At 72.3% G+C, this 15,198-nt stretch carries 12 protein-coding genes; 9 read left to right on the top strand and 3 right to left on the bottom strand.

Annotated elements, in window-relative coordinates:
- Positions 1-53 precede the first annotated feature (53 nt).
- The 5 genes from ML5_RS07715 to ML5_RS07735 all read left to right on the top strand — a co-directional run bounded on the left by ML5_RS07715 (position 54) and on the right by ML5_RS07735 (position 6,473).
- Positions 54-1,067, top strand: a complete 1,014-nt coding sequence (locus tag ML5_RS07715) for a carbohydrate ABC transporter permease (RefSeq protein ID WP_013284481.1) — start codon at positions 54-56, stop codon at positions 1,065-1,067.
- On the top strand, positions 1,064-1,924 hold the full coding sequence (locus ML5_RS07720) for a carbohydrate ABC transporter permease (protein ID WP_013474313.1): 861 nt from the start codon (positions 1,064-1,066) through the stop codon (positions 1,922-1,924). The genes ML5_RS07715 and ML5_RS07720 overlap by 4 nt, the downstream gene beginning before the upstream one ends.
- The gene (locus ML5_RS07725) at positions 1,921-4,368 is read left to right on the top strand and encodes a glycoside hydrolase family 2 protein (RefSeq protein WP_013474314.1); all 2,448 of its coding nucleotides are present in this window, start codon (positions 1,921-1,923) and stop codon (positions 4,366-4,368) included. Before ML5_RS07720 ends, ML5_RS07725 begins: the two co-directional genes overlap by 4 nt.
- A gap of 78 nt (positions 4,369-4,446) precedes the next feature.
- Positions 4,447-4,785: a helix-turn-helix transcriptional regulator gene (locus tag ML5_RS07730; protein WP_013474315.1), complete on the top strand. Its 339-nt coding sequence runs from the start codon at positions 4,447-4,449 to the stop codon at positions 4,783-4,785.
- Positions 4,782-6,473, top strand: a complete 1,692-nt coding sequence (locus ML5_RS07735) for a SulP family inorganic anion transporter (protein WP_013474316.1) — start codon at positions 4,782-4,784, stop codon at positions 6,471-6,473. Before ML5_RS07730 ends, ML5_RS07735 begins: the two co-directional genes overlap by 4 nt.
- Here the strand turns inward: ML5_RS07735 and ML5_RS07740 are convergent.
- Positions 6,470-7,144, bottom strand: a complete 675-nt coding sequence (locus ML5_RS07740) for a DUF4386 domain-containing protein (protein WP_013284486.1) — start codon at positions 7,142-7,144, stop codon at positions 6,470-6,472. The genes ML5_RS07735 and ML5_RS07740 overlap by 4 nt on opposite strands.
- 86 nt (positions 7,145-7,230) lie before the next feature.
- Here ML5_RS07740 and ML5_RS07745 point away from each other — a divergent pair, with 86 nt between their 5' ends.
- The 3 genes from ML5_RS07745 (at position 7,231) to ML5_RS32295 (ending at position 9,808) form a co-directional block, all read left to right on the top strand.
- Complete coding sequence (locus ML5_RS07745; RefSeq protein ID WP_013474317.1) at positions 7,231-7,929, top strand: TetR/AcrR family transcriptional regulator C-terminal domain-containing protein; 699 nt, start codon at positions 7,231-7,233, stop codon at positions 7,927-7,929.
- Positions 7,930-8,148: 219 nt separating this feature from the next.
- On the top strand, positions 8,149-9,543 hold the full coding sequence (locus ML5_RS07750; protein WP_013284488.1) for a hypothetical protein: 1,395 nt from the start codon (positions 8,149-8,151) through the stop codon (positions 9,541-9,543).
- A gap of 91 nt (positions 9,544-9,634) precedes the next feature.
- Positions 9,635-9,808 carry a hypothetical protein gene (locus ML5_RS32295; protein ID WP_013284489.1) on the top strand — a complete coding sequence of 58 codons (174 nt, stop codon included), beginning with the start codon at positions 9,635-9,637 and terminating at the stop codon, positions 9,806-9,808.
- 64 nt (positions 9,809-9,872) lie between these two features.
- On the opposite strand, the gene ML5_RS07755 is transcribed toward ML5_RS32295, so the two are convergent.
- Positions 9,873-10,508 (bottom strand): hypothetical protein, encoded by a 636-nt coding sequence (locus ML5_RS07755; protein ID WP_236619377.1) that lies wholly within the window; start codon positions 10,506-10,508, stop codon positions 9,873-9,875.
- A 170-nt stretch (positions 10,509-10,678) separates the two neighbouring features.
- Complete coding sequence (ilvD, locus tag ML5_RS07760; protein WP_013474318.1) at positions 10,679-12,526, bottom strand: dihydroxy-acid dehydratase; 1,848 nt, start codon at positions 12,524-12,526, stop codon at positions 10,679-10,681.
- A 110-nt stretch (positions 12,527-12,636) separates the two neighbouring features.
- Between ilvD and ML5_RS07765 the strand changes: the two genes are divergently transcribed.
- Complete coding sequence (locus tag ML5_RS07765) at positions 12,637-15,072, top strand: bifunctional diguanylate cyclase/phosphodiesterase (RefSeq protein WP_013284501.1); 2,436 nt, start codon at positions 12,637-12,639, stop codon at positions 15,070-15,072.
- Positions 15,073-15,198 lie beyond the last annotated feature (126 nt).

A 15,198-nucleotide genomic window follows, 5' to 3' on the forward strand; every position in this document is an offset into this window, starting at 1 on the left:
GGCGGCCCGGTCCGCCCCGTCACCGTCCGATCTCCCGGCCCTGGAGTGAACCGATGTCCAGCACCCGTGCCGCGCCCGCGCCGCCCGGCCGCCCACCCGCGCGCAAGCGCGGCCGTACCGGCGCCGGCGACCGGCGGATGACCTGGCGCGACCGGCTGTACCGCTTCGACATGCGGTACATGCCGTACCTGATGATCGCGCCGTTCTTCCTGCTCTTCCTCGTGTTCGGGCTGTTCCCGCTGCTGTTCAACGCGGTCGTGTCGCTGCGCAACTACCGGCTGGACGACCCGACGCTGCCGTACTGGGCCGGCGCCGAGAACTTCAGCCGCCTGTTCGCCGACGAGGACTTCTGGAACGCCCTCTACAACACGTTCGGCATCTTCCTGCTCTCCACCGTGCCGCAACTGCTGCTCGCGCTGCTCGTCGCGTCGCTGCTCAACCGCAAGCTGCGGGCGCAGACGTGGTGGCGGGTGGGCGTGCTGCTGCCGTACGTGACACCGATCGTGGCCTCGACGATGGTGTTCAGCGTCTTCTTCTCCCGCGACTTCGGCATGGCGAACTGGGCGCTCGGCCTGCTCGGCATCGGCGGCCCGGACGACCCGATCGACTGGCGGGCGGACAAGCTGCACGCCTGGATCGCCATCGCCACCATGGTCAACTGGAAGTGGATCGGCTACAACGCGCTGCTCTACCTGGCCGCCATGCAGTCCATCCCGCGCGACGTCTACGAGGCCGCGGCGATCGACGGCGCCGGGCCGTGGAAGCAACTCTGGCGGATCACCGTCCCGATGATCCAGCCGGTGGTCCTGTTCACGGTCATCCTGTCCACCATCGGCGGGTTGCAGCTGTTCACCGAGCCGATGCTGTTCGACCCGAACGCCCAGGCCGCGACCGGCGGGCCGGACGGCGAGTGGCAGACCATCGCCCAGCTCATCTACAAGGTCGGCTGGAAGGACCTCAACCTCGGGTACGCCGCCGCGATGTCCTGGGCGCTGTTCCTGATCATCCTGGTCGTCGCAGGCGTCAACTACCTCCTGACCAACCGACTCTCCGGAGGCCGCCGGTGACGACGCGACGCGTGGTGGCCCGGGCGCCACAGGACACCCCGGCCGGGCTCTGGACCTACCTGCTCCTCGCGGTGAGCATGCTGTTCGCCGCGTTCCCGCTCTACTGGATGTTCGTCATCGCCACCAGCGACGACGAGGCGCTGGCGAAGCTGCCACCGGCGGTGATCCCCGGCGACCGCTTCCTCACCAACGTCGACGAGGTCTTCTCCCTCCAGGACGTCTACTTCGCCGCATCACTGGTCAACAGCGTCATCGTCTCGGTGGTGGTGACCGCCTCGGTGCTGTTCTTCTGCTCGCTGGCCGGCTTCGCCTTCGCCAAGCTGCGCTTCAAGGGCAGCCGCGCGCTCATGCTGTTCGTGGTGCTCACGCTCACCGTGCCCAACCAGCTCGGCATCGTCGCGCTCTACATCGTGATGGGCGAGCTCGGCTGGAACGGCACACTGCTCGCCGTCATCGCGCCCGGCCTGGTCACCGCGTTCGGCGTGTTCTACATGCGGCAGTTCATCGTGAACACCGTCCCGGACGAGCTGATCGAGTCGGCCCGGGTCGACGGCGCCACGACCATGCGGGTGTACGCGACCATCGTGCTCCCGGCCATCCGCCCGGCCCTGGCGGTGCTGGGCCTGCTCACGTTCGTGGCCACCTGGAACGACTTCCAGTGGCCGCTGATCACGCTCAGCGGCACCGACTACCCGACGTCGATGGTGGCGGTCTCCGACCTGGCCAGCGGCAACTACGTGATCTACCGGCGGGTGCTCGCGGGCGCGTTCATCGCCACCGTTCCCCTGCTGGTCATGCTGTTCATCGGTGGACGTCAGATCGTCCGCGGAATCATGGAAGGCGCGGTGAAGTCGTGAGCCGTCGAACGCTGCTGCACGAGGGGTGGACGCTACGGGCCGAGCCCGGGCCGGCGGTGCCGCCGGAGATCGCCGGGACGGCGGTGCCGGCGTCGGTCCCCGGTTGCGTCCACACCGATCTGCTCGCGGCCGGCCTCATCCCCGACCCGTACCTGGACGACAACGAGAACCGCCTCACCTGGATCGGCCGCACCGACTGGGTCTACGAGACCACGTTCGCCGGGCAGCCCGGTGACGACGAGCGGGTCGACCTGGTCTGCGCCGGCCTCGACACGGTCGCCACCGTCACGCTCAACGGCGTCGAGGTCGGCCGCACCGAGAACCAGCACCGCTCGTACCGCTTCGACGTCCGCGCGCTGCTGCGCCCGGACGGCAACACCCTCGCCGTACGCTTCGACTCCCCGTACCGGTACGCCGAGGCGCACCGGGACCGGCTCGGTGACCGGCCCAACGCGTACCCGGAGCCGTTCCACTTCATCCGCAAGACCGCCTGCAACTTCGGCTGGGACTGGGGGCCGACGCTCGTCACCGCCGGCATCTGGCGCGACATCGGCCTGCACGCCTGGTCCACCGCCCGGCTCGCGTCGGTCCGGCCGATTGTCACGGTGGCCGACGACGTCGGCCGGGTCGAGCTGCACGTGCAGGTCGAGCGGGCCGGCGACGAGCCGCTGACCGTCCGCGCCGCCGTCGCCGGCGTCACCGCCGACGTCGCCGTACCGGCGGGGGAGCGGACCGCCGTCGTGACGCTCACCGTCGCGGACCCCGCGCTGTGGTGGCCGATCGGGTACGGCGACCAGCCCCGGTACGACCTCGACGTCACCCTGCACGGCGCCGACGGCCGGGAGCTGGACGCCGCCGCCCGCCGGATCGGGTTCCGTTCGGTCCGGCTGGACACCACGCCCGACGCCCACGGCACCCCGTTCACGCTGCACGTCAATGACGTGCCGGTGTTCGTCAAAGGCGTCAACTGGATCCCCGACGACGCGTTCCCCAACCGGGTCACCCGGGAGCGCCTCGCGGAGCGGTTCGGCCAGGCGGCCGGCGCGAACGTCAACCTGCTGCGCGTCTGGGGCGGCGGCCGGTACGAGTCGGACGACTTCTACGACCTCGCCGACGAGACGGGGTTGCTGGTGCAGCAGGACTTCCTGTTCGCCTGCGCCGCGTACCCGGAGGAGGAGCCGTTCCGCACCGAGGTCGAGGCGGAGGCGCGGGAGCAGGTGACCCGTCTCGCCGGGCACCCGTCGCTGGTGCTCTGGACCGGCAACAACGAGAACATCTGGGGCTGGCACGACTGGGACTGGCAGGAGCCCCTGGCCGGACGCACCTGGGGACGCGGCTACTACCTGGACCTGCTCCCCGCGATCGTCGGGGAGCTGGACCCGACCGTCCCGTACTGGCCGGGGAGCCCCTGGTCCGGCAGCGAGGACGTCCACCCCAACGATCCGGCGCACGGCACCACGCACATCTGGGACGTGTGGAACACCGACGACTACACGCGCTACCGGGACTACGTTCCACGCTTCGTGGCCGAGTTCGGCTACCAGGCGCCGCCCGCGTACGCGACGCTGCGCCGGGCCCTCTCCGACGACCCGCTCACGCACGACTCGCCGGGCATGGCACACCACCAGAAGGCTGCGGACGGGGACGGCAAGCTCCGGCGCGGGCTCGACGCCCACCTGCCGCCGCCCGCCGACTTCGACGACTGGCACTACCTCACCCAGCTCAACCAGGCCCGCGCCATCCAGCTCGGGGTGGAGCACTTCCGCTCGCACCGGCCGGTCTGCACCGGCACCGTCGTGTGGCAGCTGAACGACTGCTGGCCGGTCACGTCCTGGTCGGCGATCGACGGCGACGGCCGCCGCAAACCCCTCTGGTACGCGCTGCGCCGCGCCTACGCCGACCGGCTGCTGACGGTGCAGCCGCGCGACGGCGGGCTGGCTCTGGTGGCGGTGAACGAGACCGCCCGGGCGTGGAGCGGGCCGGCCACCGTCACCCGGCTGGCGCTCACCGGGGAGCCGAGGGCGAAGACCTCGGTCGACCTCGACGTCCCCGCGTACTCCTCGGTGGTGCTGGCGCTGCCGGCGGAGCTGGCGCGGCCGGACGACGGCCGCGCGGAACTGCTCGTCGCGGACGCCGGGGACACCGCGGAGCGCGCGCTGTGGTTCTTCGCCGAGGACCGCGACGTGCGGTGGCCGGCGGCGCAGTGGGACGCGACTGTCGAGCCGGTCGACGGCGGTCGGCGGGTCCGGGTGACCGCCCGGACCGTGCTGCGCGACCTGACGCTGTTCCCTGATCGCCTCGATCCGGCCGCGCAGGTGGACCGGGCGCTGGTGACGCTGCTGCCGGGGGAGAGCGCGACGTTCACCGTGCACGCGCCCGGCCCGCTCGACGCCGACGCGCTCACCCGCCGCCCGGTGCTGCGCTGCGTCAACGACCTCGTCTGAGGGGCCATACCCGCATCTCCATCGATTTGAAGATTTCTGCAAGTGCTAAAGTCTTCAGAGTCGTCGGAGAGGTGAGTCATGTCGGTGCCGCTGTACCAGGCCAAGGCGGAGCTGTTCCGCACCCTCGGGCACCCCGTGCGCATCCGGGTGCTCGAACTGCTCCAGGACGGGCCGAAACCGGTCCGCGACCTGCTCGCCGCCGTCGACGTGGAGGCGTCGAACCTCTCCCAGCAGCTCGCCGTGCTGCGCCGGGCCGGCATGGTCACCTCGTACCGGGACGGCCCGCTGGTCATGTACGCGCTCAGCACCCCCGACGTGGCCGACCTGCTCGCCGCCGGACGGCGCATCCTCGGCGCGGTCCTCACCGACCGGGACGCCCTGCTGGACGAGCTGCGGGCCTCCGGGACGGACCGGTGAGCGCGGCTGCCCTTCGCGCCGGTGACGCCGTACGCCGGGCGGGCCGGCTGTTCGCCGGGCTGCTGCCCGGCCGGGCCGACTGGCAGAATGCGCGCCGCTCACCCCGGCGCGACCTGCTCGCCGGGCTCACCGTCGCGGTGGTGGCGCTGCCCCTGGCGCTCGCCTTCGGCGTCACCTCCGGGCTCGGCGCGCAGGCCGGCCTGGTCACCGCCGTCGTCGCCGGCGCCGTCGCGGCGATCTTCGGCGGCTCCAACCTCCAGGTCTCCGGTCCCACCGGAGCCATGACAGTCGTGCTGGTGCCCGTGGTGCAGCAGTTCGGCGCCGGTGGCGTGCTGATGGTCGGCGCGCTGGCCGGGCTGATCCTGATCGCGCTCGCAGTGGCCCGCCTCGGCCGGTACGTCCGCTACCTGCCGGCCCCGGTGATCGAGGGCTTCACCGCTGGCATCGCCGTGGTCATCGCGCTGCAACAGGTGCCGGCCGCGCTCGGCGTCACCGCCGCGCACGGCGAGAAGGTGTGGGCGGTGGCTGCCGACGCGGTCGCCCGGTTCGCCGCGCACCCTCGGCCCGCCGCGATCGCTGTGGCGCTCGGCGTGGCGGCGCTGATGCTGCTCGGCGGCCGGTGGCGGCCCGCCGTGCCGTTCTCCCTGGTCGGGGTGGCCGCCGCGACGCTGCTCGCCGAGCTGGCCCCGATCGACCTGGCCCGGATCGGTGAGCTGCCGCAGGGGCTGCCCGCGCCGTCGCTGGACTTCGTGGACCTCGGCGCGCTGGGCGTACTGCTGCCGAGCGCCCTTGCCGTGGCCGCGCTCGCCGCCCTGGAGAGCCTGCTCTCCGCCACTGTGGCGGACGGCATGACGGTCGGCGAGCGGCACGACCCGGACCGGGAACTGTTCGGCCAGGGCCTGGCCAACCTCGCCTCCCCGGTCTTCGGCGGCATCCCGGCGACCGCCGCCATCGCCCGTACCGCGGTCAACGTCCGCGCCGGGGCGTCCTCGAAGCTCGCGGCGCTCACCCACGCAGTGGCCCTCGCCGCGATCGTGCTCGCCGCCGCCCCGCTGGTCGGCCGTATCCCGCTGGCCGCCCTGGCCGGGGTGCTGCTCGCCACCACGGTACGGATGGTGGAGGCGGCCTCCCTGCTCGCGCTGATGCGGGCCACCCGCGCCGACGCGGTGGTGCTGGTGCTGACGTTCGCCGTCACGGTGATCTGGGACCTGGTGACAGCAGTGGTCGTCGGGCTCGCGGTCGCGGTCGTCCTGGCGCTGCGCGCGGTGGCCCGCAGTGCCAAGCTGGAACAGGTGCCGCTGGACACCGGCGAGCACAGCGACGAGGAACACGCGCTGCTCGCCGAGCACATCGTGGCGTACCGGCTGGACGGGCCGCTGTTCTTCGCCGCCGCGCACACGTTCCTGCTGGAACTGGCCGAGGTGGCCGACGTGCGGGTGGTGATCCTGCGCATGTCCCGCGTCTCCACCATCGATGCGACCGGTGCCCAGGTGCTCGGCGACGCCATCGCCCGGCTGCGCGGCCGGGGGATCACGGTGCTGCTCTCCGGCATCACCCCGGGCCACGACCAGGTGCTCAGCACGCTCGGCGTCGCCGACGAGCTGCGCCGCGAGGGCCTGGTGTTCGCGGACACCCCGGCCGCCATCCGGTACGCCCGGGGTGTCGCCCTCGCCGCGAGCCCGGCCTAGGCTTCGGTCCCTTCGAGTGCCCGCCTGCGCACGCCGAAGATGATCAGGTAGCCGAGGATCCAGACCTCGCCCACAGTGGCGGGGATTACCAGCAGGTCGCCGGCGGCGCCGGCGCCGGGGGCGAGGTACGCGACGAACGTCATGAGCACGTAGCCGACACCACCGGCGACGAGGACCCAGCCCAGCGGCCGGGGCAGCCAGCCCGACCGGAGCACGCACCAGCCCATCGGCACCAGCCAGAGGCCGAAGAAGAGCCCGCCCACCTCCCACAGGTTCCCGCTGACCAGGTAGAGCAGCTGGACGGTGTCGGCGTCGCCCGGCCCGCCGGTCGCGACCTGCAAGGCCGTCGCGAGGACGGCGGCGCTGCCGAGGATCGCGACGGCGTTGACGAGCCCGAAGGCGGCGATGCTGCCCGCGGCGGTGCCGTCGACGGTACGGAACAGGCGGTGGAACCAGACCGCGGTGAGCGTCTGGGTGAGGACGACCAGTAGTTCGAGGGCGATGCCGAGGCGGGCCAGCGACTCGTGGGCCACCAGGTTGGCGAGCGTCGTGCCCGCGTCGTCGGCGTCGAAGAGCATGGGACGGACGGTGAGGAACCCCAGGGCGCCGGTGACGGCGAGCCCGAGGTAGAACAGCCCGGTCACCCGGGCGGTACGGATCAGCTGGTGCATGGCGGCTCCTTCGGGGGTGATCGACGTGCCGTGGCCGGGGTCGCCTTACGTCGTAAGGCCAACCATACGTTGTAAGGTCAAGGGAGATGGGAAGCCGGATGGGAGCGAGGAAGCCTCGGGAGCCGCTCAGCCGCGAGCGGGCCCTGGCCAGCGCGATCGCCCTGGTCGACGCCGAGGGGATGGCGGCGCTCACGATGCGCCGGCTCGCCGCCGAACTCGGCGTCGAGGCCATGTCGCTCTACCACCACCTGCCCGGCAAGGCCGGACTGCTCGACGGCCTCGTGGACGCCGTCGCCGCCGAGATCACCGCAGCCGCCGAACGGGCCGAGGCAGACGCGCCCGGCGGTGACTGGCGTACCCGGCTGCGGCTGCGCTTCCTCGCCGCGCGTGCGGTCATGCTGCGGCACCCGTGGGCCCCGGCGCTGCTCAGCTCCCGCCCGACCGTCCCCGCCGGGGTGTACGCCTACTACGACGGCATCCTCGCCACGCTCGTCGAGGGCGGCTTCTCGTACCGGATCGCCCACCGGGCGCTGCACGCCTTCGGCAGCCTGGCGCTCGGCTTCGCGCAGGAGGTGTTCCGGCCGGACGCGGGCGGGGAGGCCGACGCGGCGGAGGCCGAGATGGTGGCGCTGGCCGAGCGGTTGCCGCACCTGGCCGCCATGGTCGCCGCCGAGACGCACGACGCGGCGGATCCGACGCTCGGGTGGTGCGACAGCCAGACCGAGTTCGAGTTCACCCTCGGCCTGCTCTTCGACGGCCTGGAGCGACACCGCCCGAGCCCTTGACCCGGCCCGTGCCATTCGCAGTCAGGTATCGGACTGAGAAGCCGACGAAAGCCGAACTGATGAGACCGCGTATCCGTCCGGCATTCGCTTTCGGCCGGGATGGATCGCTCGACATCCGACCGGCCAACTCTTTTCGTTCGTACGCGCCAATGGTCGCGCCGCTTTTCGACCGGGCTCGCGAGTAACTTCTCGTACCACCGCATTCACGAGGAGTCACTTATGTCTGAGGAAACCTGGCTCGCGGCACGTCTGATTCCTACTTCGGGTATCAACGGCGCCGAGGAGCAGGAACGCCGGGCGACCTCCGCCCTGCTGGCGGTGATGAGCGCGGTCCGGGAGTTCGGGCGTGTCCTGACCCAGTCCGTCGGCGCGCCGGCCGGAGTCGTGCAGACCTTCATCGAGGTTCCGTTCAAAATCGGAAACCAGCAACTCTTTCCGGACGGCCTCATCCGCGTCACGAGGGGGCAACGCCAGTGGACCGCGCTCGTGGAGGTGAAGACCGGCAGTAACCCGCTGCGATCCGAGCAGTTGGAGGCCTACCTGGACATTGCGCGGGAGCAGGGATTCGACGCCCTCATCACGATCTCGAACGAGATCGCTCCCGTTCCGGGTCAGCATCCGACGACAGTCGATCGCCGGAAACTGCGCAAGGTCGCCCTGTATCACCTGCCCTGGACGGAGATCCTGACCCAGGCCGTGATCCAGAAGGAATACCGCGGCGTCGCAGACCCGGATCAGGCATGGGTTCTGGGCGAGCTGATCCGATACCTCGAACACCCGCGTTCGGGCGCTCTCGAGTTCAGCGACATGGGGCCGGCCTGGGTGCAGGTGCGGGACGGGGTGTCGGCCGGGACATTGCGGGCCGGCGACAGTGCCGCGGCGCAGGTCGCCGGGCGCTTCGACGCCTTGATCCGTTACGCGTGCCTCCGGCTCGGCCGACAGTTGGGCACCGACGTGACTCCCGCGCTGAGCCGCCGCGACCTCGCCGATCCGGCGGCGCGCACCCAGTCGCTCGCCAACCAACTCGCCAGCGCCGGCACCCTGAGCGGCAGCATCCGGATTCCGGGCGCGGTCGGGCACCTGCACGTGACGGCCGATCTGCGGGCCGGGCAGATCGTCTGCCACGTCGATGTCGACGCTCCCCGGTCGGGCCGGCCGACCACCCGGGTGAACTGGCTGGTCCGTCAACTGAAGGACGCGCCGGACACGGTCCGGATCGAGGCATTCGCCATGCACGCCCGAGGAGGTGGCGCCACCGATCTCCTCCGCCAGGTACGCGCCGAGCCCACGACGCTCATCACCGACCCCTCGCGCGAGCTGCGAGCATTCCGTATCGCCCAGAGCACGGCTGCGGGAACCAAGCGTGGCAGTGGTCGGGGCGCCTTTATCGACTCCGTGCTGCACGCCGTCGACGACTTCTACGAGCAGATCATCCAGAACCTCAAGCCGTGGATGCCCGCGCCGCCCCGGTTGCGTACGTCGGAGGACGTGATCCCCGTTCAGCCGGTCGCTTCCAGCCTCGTCTCCACCGCGATCTCCTCCCAGGACAGTCCCGAGTTCGACACCGAGGGAACGCCCGGCGGCTCTGGTTCCTCGGACCGCCCCGGCGAGTGACCCCACCGTTCCGCCCGTAGCGGGGGGAGCGTTTCGTCCAGCCCTGACGGACGGGCGGGTTCGGGCGGCGTGCGGCGGGTACCAGGACGGCATGACTGATCCGGTTGAACTGTCCGAGCTGCACGCCGGAGGCGCCGACCCCGACGACGTCACCCCGGAGGACCCGCACGCGGACCTGGACGGCACCGACGAGAACTCACCAGCGGAGTTCGGCCTGCCCATCGACGGCACCGCACCGGCCGAGGAGGACCCCACCCAGCGGTGAGTGGCACGTCATGGGTGTCAAACGGGTCATGGCGTTCCACCCGAGGGCGGGGAAAGGACGAGCGCTAGTCGGGCAGGGCGGCGAGGCCGGCCAGCAGTTCCCACCGCTCGGCCTCGGTGAGCGCCGCGTACGCAGGCTCGTCGCGGCGGTCGGTGTCCGCCTCGATCGCCGCGCGCTCCGGGCCGTCCGGCAGCGCCCGGATCCCCTCGGCGGTCAGCCCGGTGGCCCGCCACGCGGCCCGGTGCGCGTCGGCGCGGTGGTGGCGCAGCGAGCCCAGCCGGGTGACCAGCAGCAGCGCCGGGGAGGCGCCCTCCGGCTCGTACGGCGGGGACATCGCCCGGAACACCGGCCCGCCGGTGGCCTGCGCGTGCGTCAGCACCCGGCCGACCAGGTCGGCGAGGCGGGGCACGATGCGCAGACCGGGCAGCACGCCGGGCAGCATGGTCCACAGTTCCTCGGCGGCCTCACCGGTGGCCCGCTGGGCGAACAGCGTCAGCTCGCGGCCGAGGTCGGTGAGGTGCCAGGCGCCGTCGGCGTCCCGGACCACGACGCCCTGCTCCAGCTCCTCGTTCATGCTTCCGGAGGTGTAGATCAGGCCGTCGGCCAGCGCCTCGGCGGGCATCGGCCGGGCCAGCACGCCGGAGAAGAAGCTGTTCTCCGCGCCGAGTGTGCAGCCGCGCTCGGCGTAGAACGCCTCCATCCGGGCGCGGGCTCCCCACCGGGCGCCCACGTACACCCGGTCGAATCGCGGGCCGGACCAGTCGCGCGTAACTCACCGTCGTCTCCACGCCGCCGGAGGTTACCGGCGCGCGGGCGTTAAGAAGGGCCCCCTCCTCTACCGGAGGCGTTAAGAGGGGGCCCTTCCTTACGTCACTCCGGGACGCGGCGGTAGGCGCCGTCGCTGGCCGAGGTCGCCATCGACGCGTACGCGCGCAGCGCCGCCGACACCGGACGCTGCCTGTCGACCGGGGTGTACGGGCGGTCCCGCTTCTCCTCGGCCACCCGGCGCGCCTCCAGCTCGTCGGCGGGCACGTTCAGCTCGATCGACCGGCCCGGGATGTCGATGACGATCTCGTCGCCGTCGCGGACCAGCGCGATCAGGCCGCCCGAGGCCGCCTCCGGGGAGACGTGCCCGATGGACAGGCCGGAGGTGCCGCCGGAGAACCGGCCGTCGGTCAGCAGCGCGCAGGAGCGGCCCAGCCCACGGCCCTTGAGGAACGAGGTGGGGTAGAGCATCTCCTGCATGCCGGGGCCACCCTTCGGGCCCTCGTAGCGGATCACCACCACGTCCCCGGCGACGATCTCCTTGGCGAGGATCGCGGTCACCGCGTCGTCCTGCGACTCGTAGACCTTGGCCGGGCCGCGGAACGTCAGGCACTCCTCGGGCACACCGGCGGTCTTCACCACGCAGCCGGCCGGCGCGAGGTTGCCGTGCAGGATGGCCAGGCCGCCGTCCGCGCTGTACGCGTTCTCCCGGTCCCTGATGCAGCCGCCGGCCGCGTCGGTGTCCAGCGACGACCAGCGGTTGGTGGTGGAGAACGGCTCGGTGGTGCGCACCCCGCCCGGCGCGGCGTGGAACAGCTCGACCGCCTCTCGCGTCGCCGAGCCGCCCCGGACGTCCCAGTCGGCCAGCCACTTGTCGAGGCTGGGGGAGTGCACCGACCGCACGTCGCGGTGCAGCAGCCCGGCGCGGTCCAGCTCACCGAGGATGGCCGGGATGCCGCCGGCGCGGTGCACGTCCTCCATGTGGTAGTTCGGGGAGTTCGGGGCGACCTTGGCCAGGCACGGCACCCGGCGGGAGATCGCGTCGATGTCGGCCACGCCGAAGTCCAGCTCCGCCTCGCGGGCGGCGGCGAGCAGGTGCAGCACGGTGTTCGTGGAGCCGCCCATCGCCACGTCGAGGGCGATCGCGTTCTCGAACGCCTCCCGGCCGGCGATCGAGCGCGGCAGCACCGAGGCGTCGTCCTCCTCGTACCACTGCTTGGCGATCTGGACGACGGTGCGCCCGGCCTCGACGAACAGCGACCGCCGCGCGGCGTGGGTGGCGAGCGTCGACCCGTTGCCGGGCAGGGCCAGGCCGATCGCCTCGGTGAGGCAGTTCATCGAGTTGGCGGTGAACATGCCGGAGCAGGAGCCGCAGGTCGGGCACGCGGAGCGCTCGATCTCGCCGAGCTGGTCGTCGGTTACCGCCTCGTTCGAGGAGGCGATCATGGCGTCGATCAGGTCGATCTTGGAGTGCACCACGCCCTCGATCGCCACCGTCTTGCCGGCCTCCATCGGGCCGCCGGAGACGAAGACGGTCGGGATGTTGAGCCGCAGCGCGGCCAGCAGCATGCCCGGGGTGATCTTGTCGCAGTTGGAGATGCAGACCAGGGCGTCCGCGCAGTGCGCGTTGACCATGTACTCCACCGCGTCGGCGATCAGCTCCCGGCTGGGCAGCGAGTAGAGCATGCCGCCGTGGCCCATGGCGATGCCGTCGTCCACGGCGATCGTGTTGAACTCCCGGCCGACGCCGCCGGCCTCGGCCACCGCGTCGGCGACCAGGCCACCGAGGTCCTTGAGGTGGACGTGACCGGGTACGAACTGGGTGAAACTGTTCGCGATGGCGACGATCGGCTTGCCGAAGTCGTCGTCGGTCATCCCGGTGGCCCGCCAGAGGGCCCGGGCGCCGGCCATCGTCCGACCATGGGTAGAGGTCCTCGACCGCAGCTCAGGCATGACAACCAGTCTGACACCATCCGCGCGGCGACTCCGCCGCGCGCACCCTGTGTCCCAACAGTTGCACACCCGGTCCCCCACGGGAGGCGCTCATCCGGCAGAGTTGACGCGTGCAGTCGTCCCCGGGGATGGTCACCGTCGCGGTGTTGAGCGGGATCGCCGCGGCCGGTGCCGCCGTGCTGCTCGTCGCGTCGGTGCGGCGCCGCACCGGCCCCCGCCGGCCGGCTCACCTGCTGCTCGCGGTCGCCGCCGGCGCCGCCCTGTTCAGCCTCCTGGTCGGCCTCGGCGGTCTGCTGGCCGCCGGTGACCACTGGGCGCACCGGCAGGGCCAGCGGACCGGGTGGGCGGTCCTCGTCGCCGCCGGTACGACGCTCGCCGCGCTCGGCCTCGGCGCCGCCGTCCTGCGGCTGCCCGGCGCGGCCGCGACCCGGGCCGCCACCGCCCGGCTGCTGCTCGACGGCCTGATCATGGGCAGCGCACTCTGGTTCGTCGGCTGGGTGGCGTTCAGCGAGCCGACCCGGCTGCTCGGCGACGCCACACCCGTCGCCTGCCTGCCGATCGTGCTGGCCACCGTCAGCGCGGCGCTCACCACGGGGCTCACAGTGATCGTCGTGCTGCGGGTCGCGCCGCCGCGCGGATGGCTCACGCTGCTCGCCGCCGGCGCGATAGCGGTGACGGCGGGCGGGCTGGCCGTGTCCGCCGGGCTCTGCCAGGCCGGCCCGGGCATGGTGCTCACCGGCGCGGTGCTGACCGCCGCCGGTCTGCTGGCCACCGCCGTGGCCGGGCGCCGGGCCGATCTGACGCAGCTCGACGTCGACTTCATCCGCCGCGACGGCGAGTACGCCTTCGTGCCGATGTTCGCCATGGCCGCCTCCGCGATCTACCACCTGGTGCAGGGCGGCGGGTTCGACGGGTACGCCATCGTGGCCGGCACGGTCGAGGGGTTCGCCCTGGTGACCCGGCAGTACCTCGCCCTCAACGACGTCCGCGGCTACGCCATCCGGCTGGCCGAGCGGGAGGCGCACTTCCGCGAGCTGGCGCACACCGACCCGCTGACCGGGCTGGCGAACCGGCGCGGGCTGCTGCGTGCCCTGCACCGCAGTGCCGAGGCGGGCGTGCCGTGCGTGCTGCTCGGGCTCGACCTCGACGGCTTCAAGAACGTCAACGACATGCGCGGGCACGACGTCGGCGACGCGGTGCTGATCGAGGTGGGGCGGCGGCTGCGGGGCAACCTGCGCCCGGGTGACCTGGCCGCCCGGCTCGGCGGCGACGAGTTCGCGGTGCTGATGCACGGGTCGGCCGACCCCGGCCCGGTCGCGGACCGCCTGCTCGGGGTGCTCGGCCGCCCGTACGAGCAGGGCGACGGGCCGGTCTTCCTGTCGGTGAGCATCGGCGTGGCCGCCGGGCACGGTGAGCAGGACGTCGAGCTGCTGCTGCGCAACGCCGACCTGGCGCTGCGCTACGCCAAGCAGCGCGGCAAGAACCGGATCGAGCGCTACGACGCCACCTACGACCAGTTGCTGAGCCGGCGTACCCGGATGGAGCACGAGCTGCGCGGCGCGATCGAGCGCGACGAGCTGCGGCTGGTCTTCCAGCCGGTTGCCTCGCTGCCGTCGGTGCGGCCGGTCGGCGCGGAGGCGCTGCTGCGCTGGCGGCACCCGGAGCTGGGCAACGTCCGGCCGGACGAGTTCATCCCGCTCGCCGAGGAGTGCGGGATGATCGCCAAGCTCGGCGCGTGGGTGCTGCACCAGGCCTGCTACCAGCTCTCCCGCTGGCTGGCCGACGGGCACGACGTCTGGGTGTCGGTGAACGTGTCGCCGCGCGAGCTGCACGCCCCCGAGTACGTGGTCCAGGTCGCCGACGCGCTGCGCGCGCACCACGTGCCGCCGCAGCGGCTGGTGCTGGAGGTCACCGAGCACGCGGTCGCCACCGACCTGGACGAGCTGATCCGGCGGCTCACCGCGCTGCGGCTGACCGGCGTCCGGATCGCACTCGACGACTTCGGCGCCGGTTACTCGTCGCTCGGCCAGCTCCGGCGGCTGCCGATCGACATCCTGAAGATCGACCACAGCCTGGTCGCCGAGCACGAGCCGGTGCGGCCGGTCGGGCGGGACGGTCCGGCGTTCGCCCCGATGGTCGACATCGTCATGCGCCTGGGCCACCAGCTGGGGCTGGAGGTGATCGCCGAGGGCGTCACCAACCCGACCGAGCTGGCCGCGGTGGTGGCCGCCGGGTGCCGGTTCGGCCAGGGCGCGCTGTTCGGCTGGGGCGTACCGGCCGAGCACCTGGAGGCGATGCTGGAGGCGGCCACGGCGCCCGGCAACCGGCACACCGCGATGCCGCCGGTGCCGCCGCCCGCGCCGGCGCGCGCCCCGTCGCCGCTGCTGCCCCGGCTGCGCAACAACCCGCCCGCCCCGCGTCCCTCGATGGAGGGATCTTCGCAGGTGGCGCCGGGCGCGGAGGGGGTCGCGGCGACCGACACGCCCACGTCCGTGAACCAAAATGTGGGATCAGTTGACTCATCGCGTGAGATGCGTCAGGCTTAGCCGCATGTCGTCGAACCGGTCGCCGCGAGTACTTACCTGAGCGCACTCTCCCACCGAGAGTGCGCTGGCCCCGTGCATCCTGCACGTGGGCTTTTTTGTTGCCGTCGGACCATCGCCGGGACCTCC

The sequence above is a fragment of the Micromonospora sp. L5 genome, assembly GCF_000177655.2.
Taxonomy (GTDB): domain Bacteria; phylum Actinomycetota; class Actinomycetes; order Mycobacteriales; family Micromonosporaceae; genus Micromonospora; species Micromonospora aurantiaca.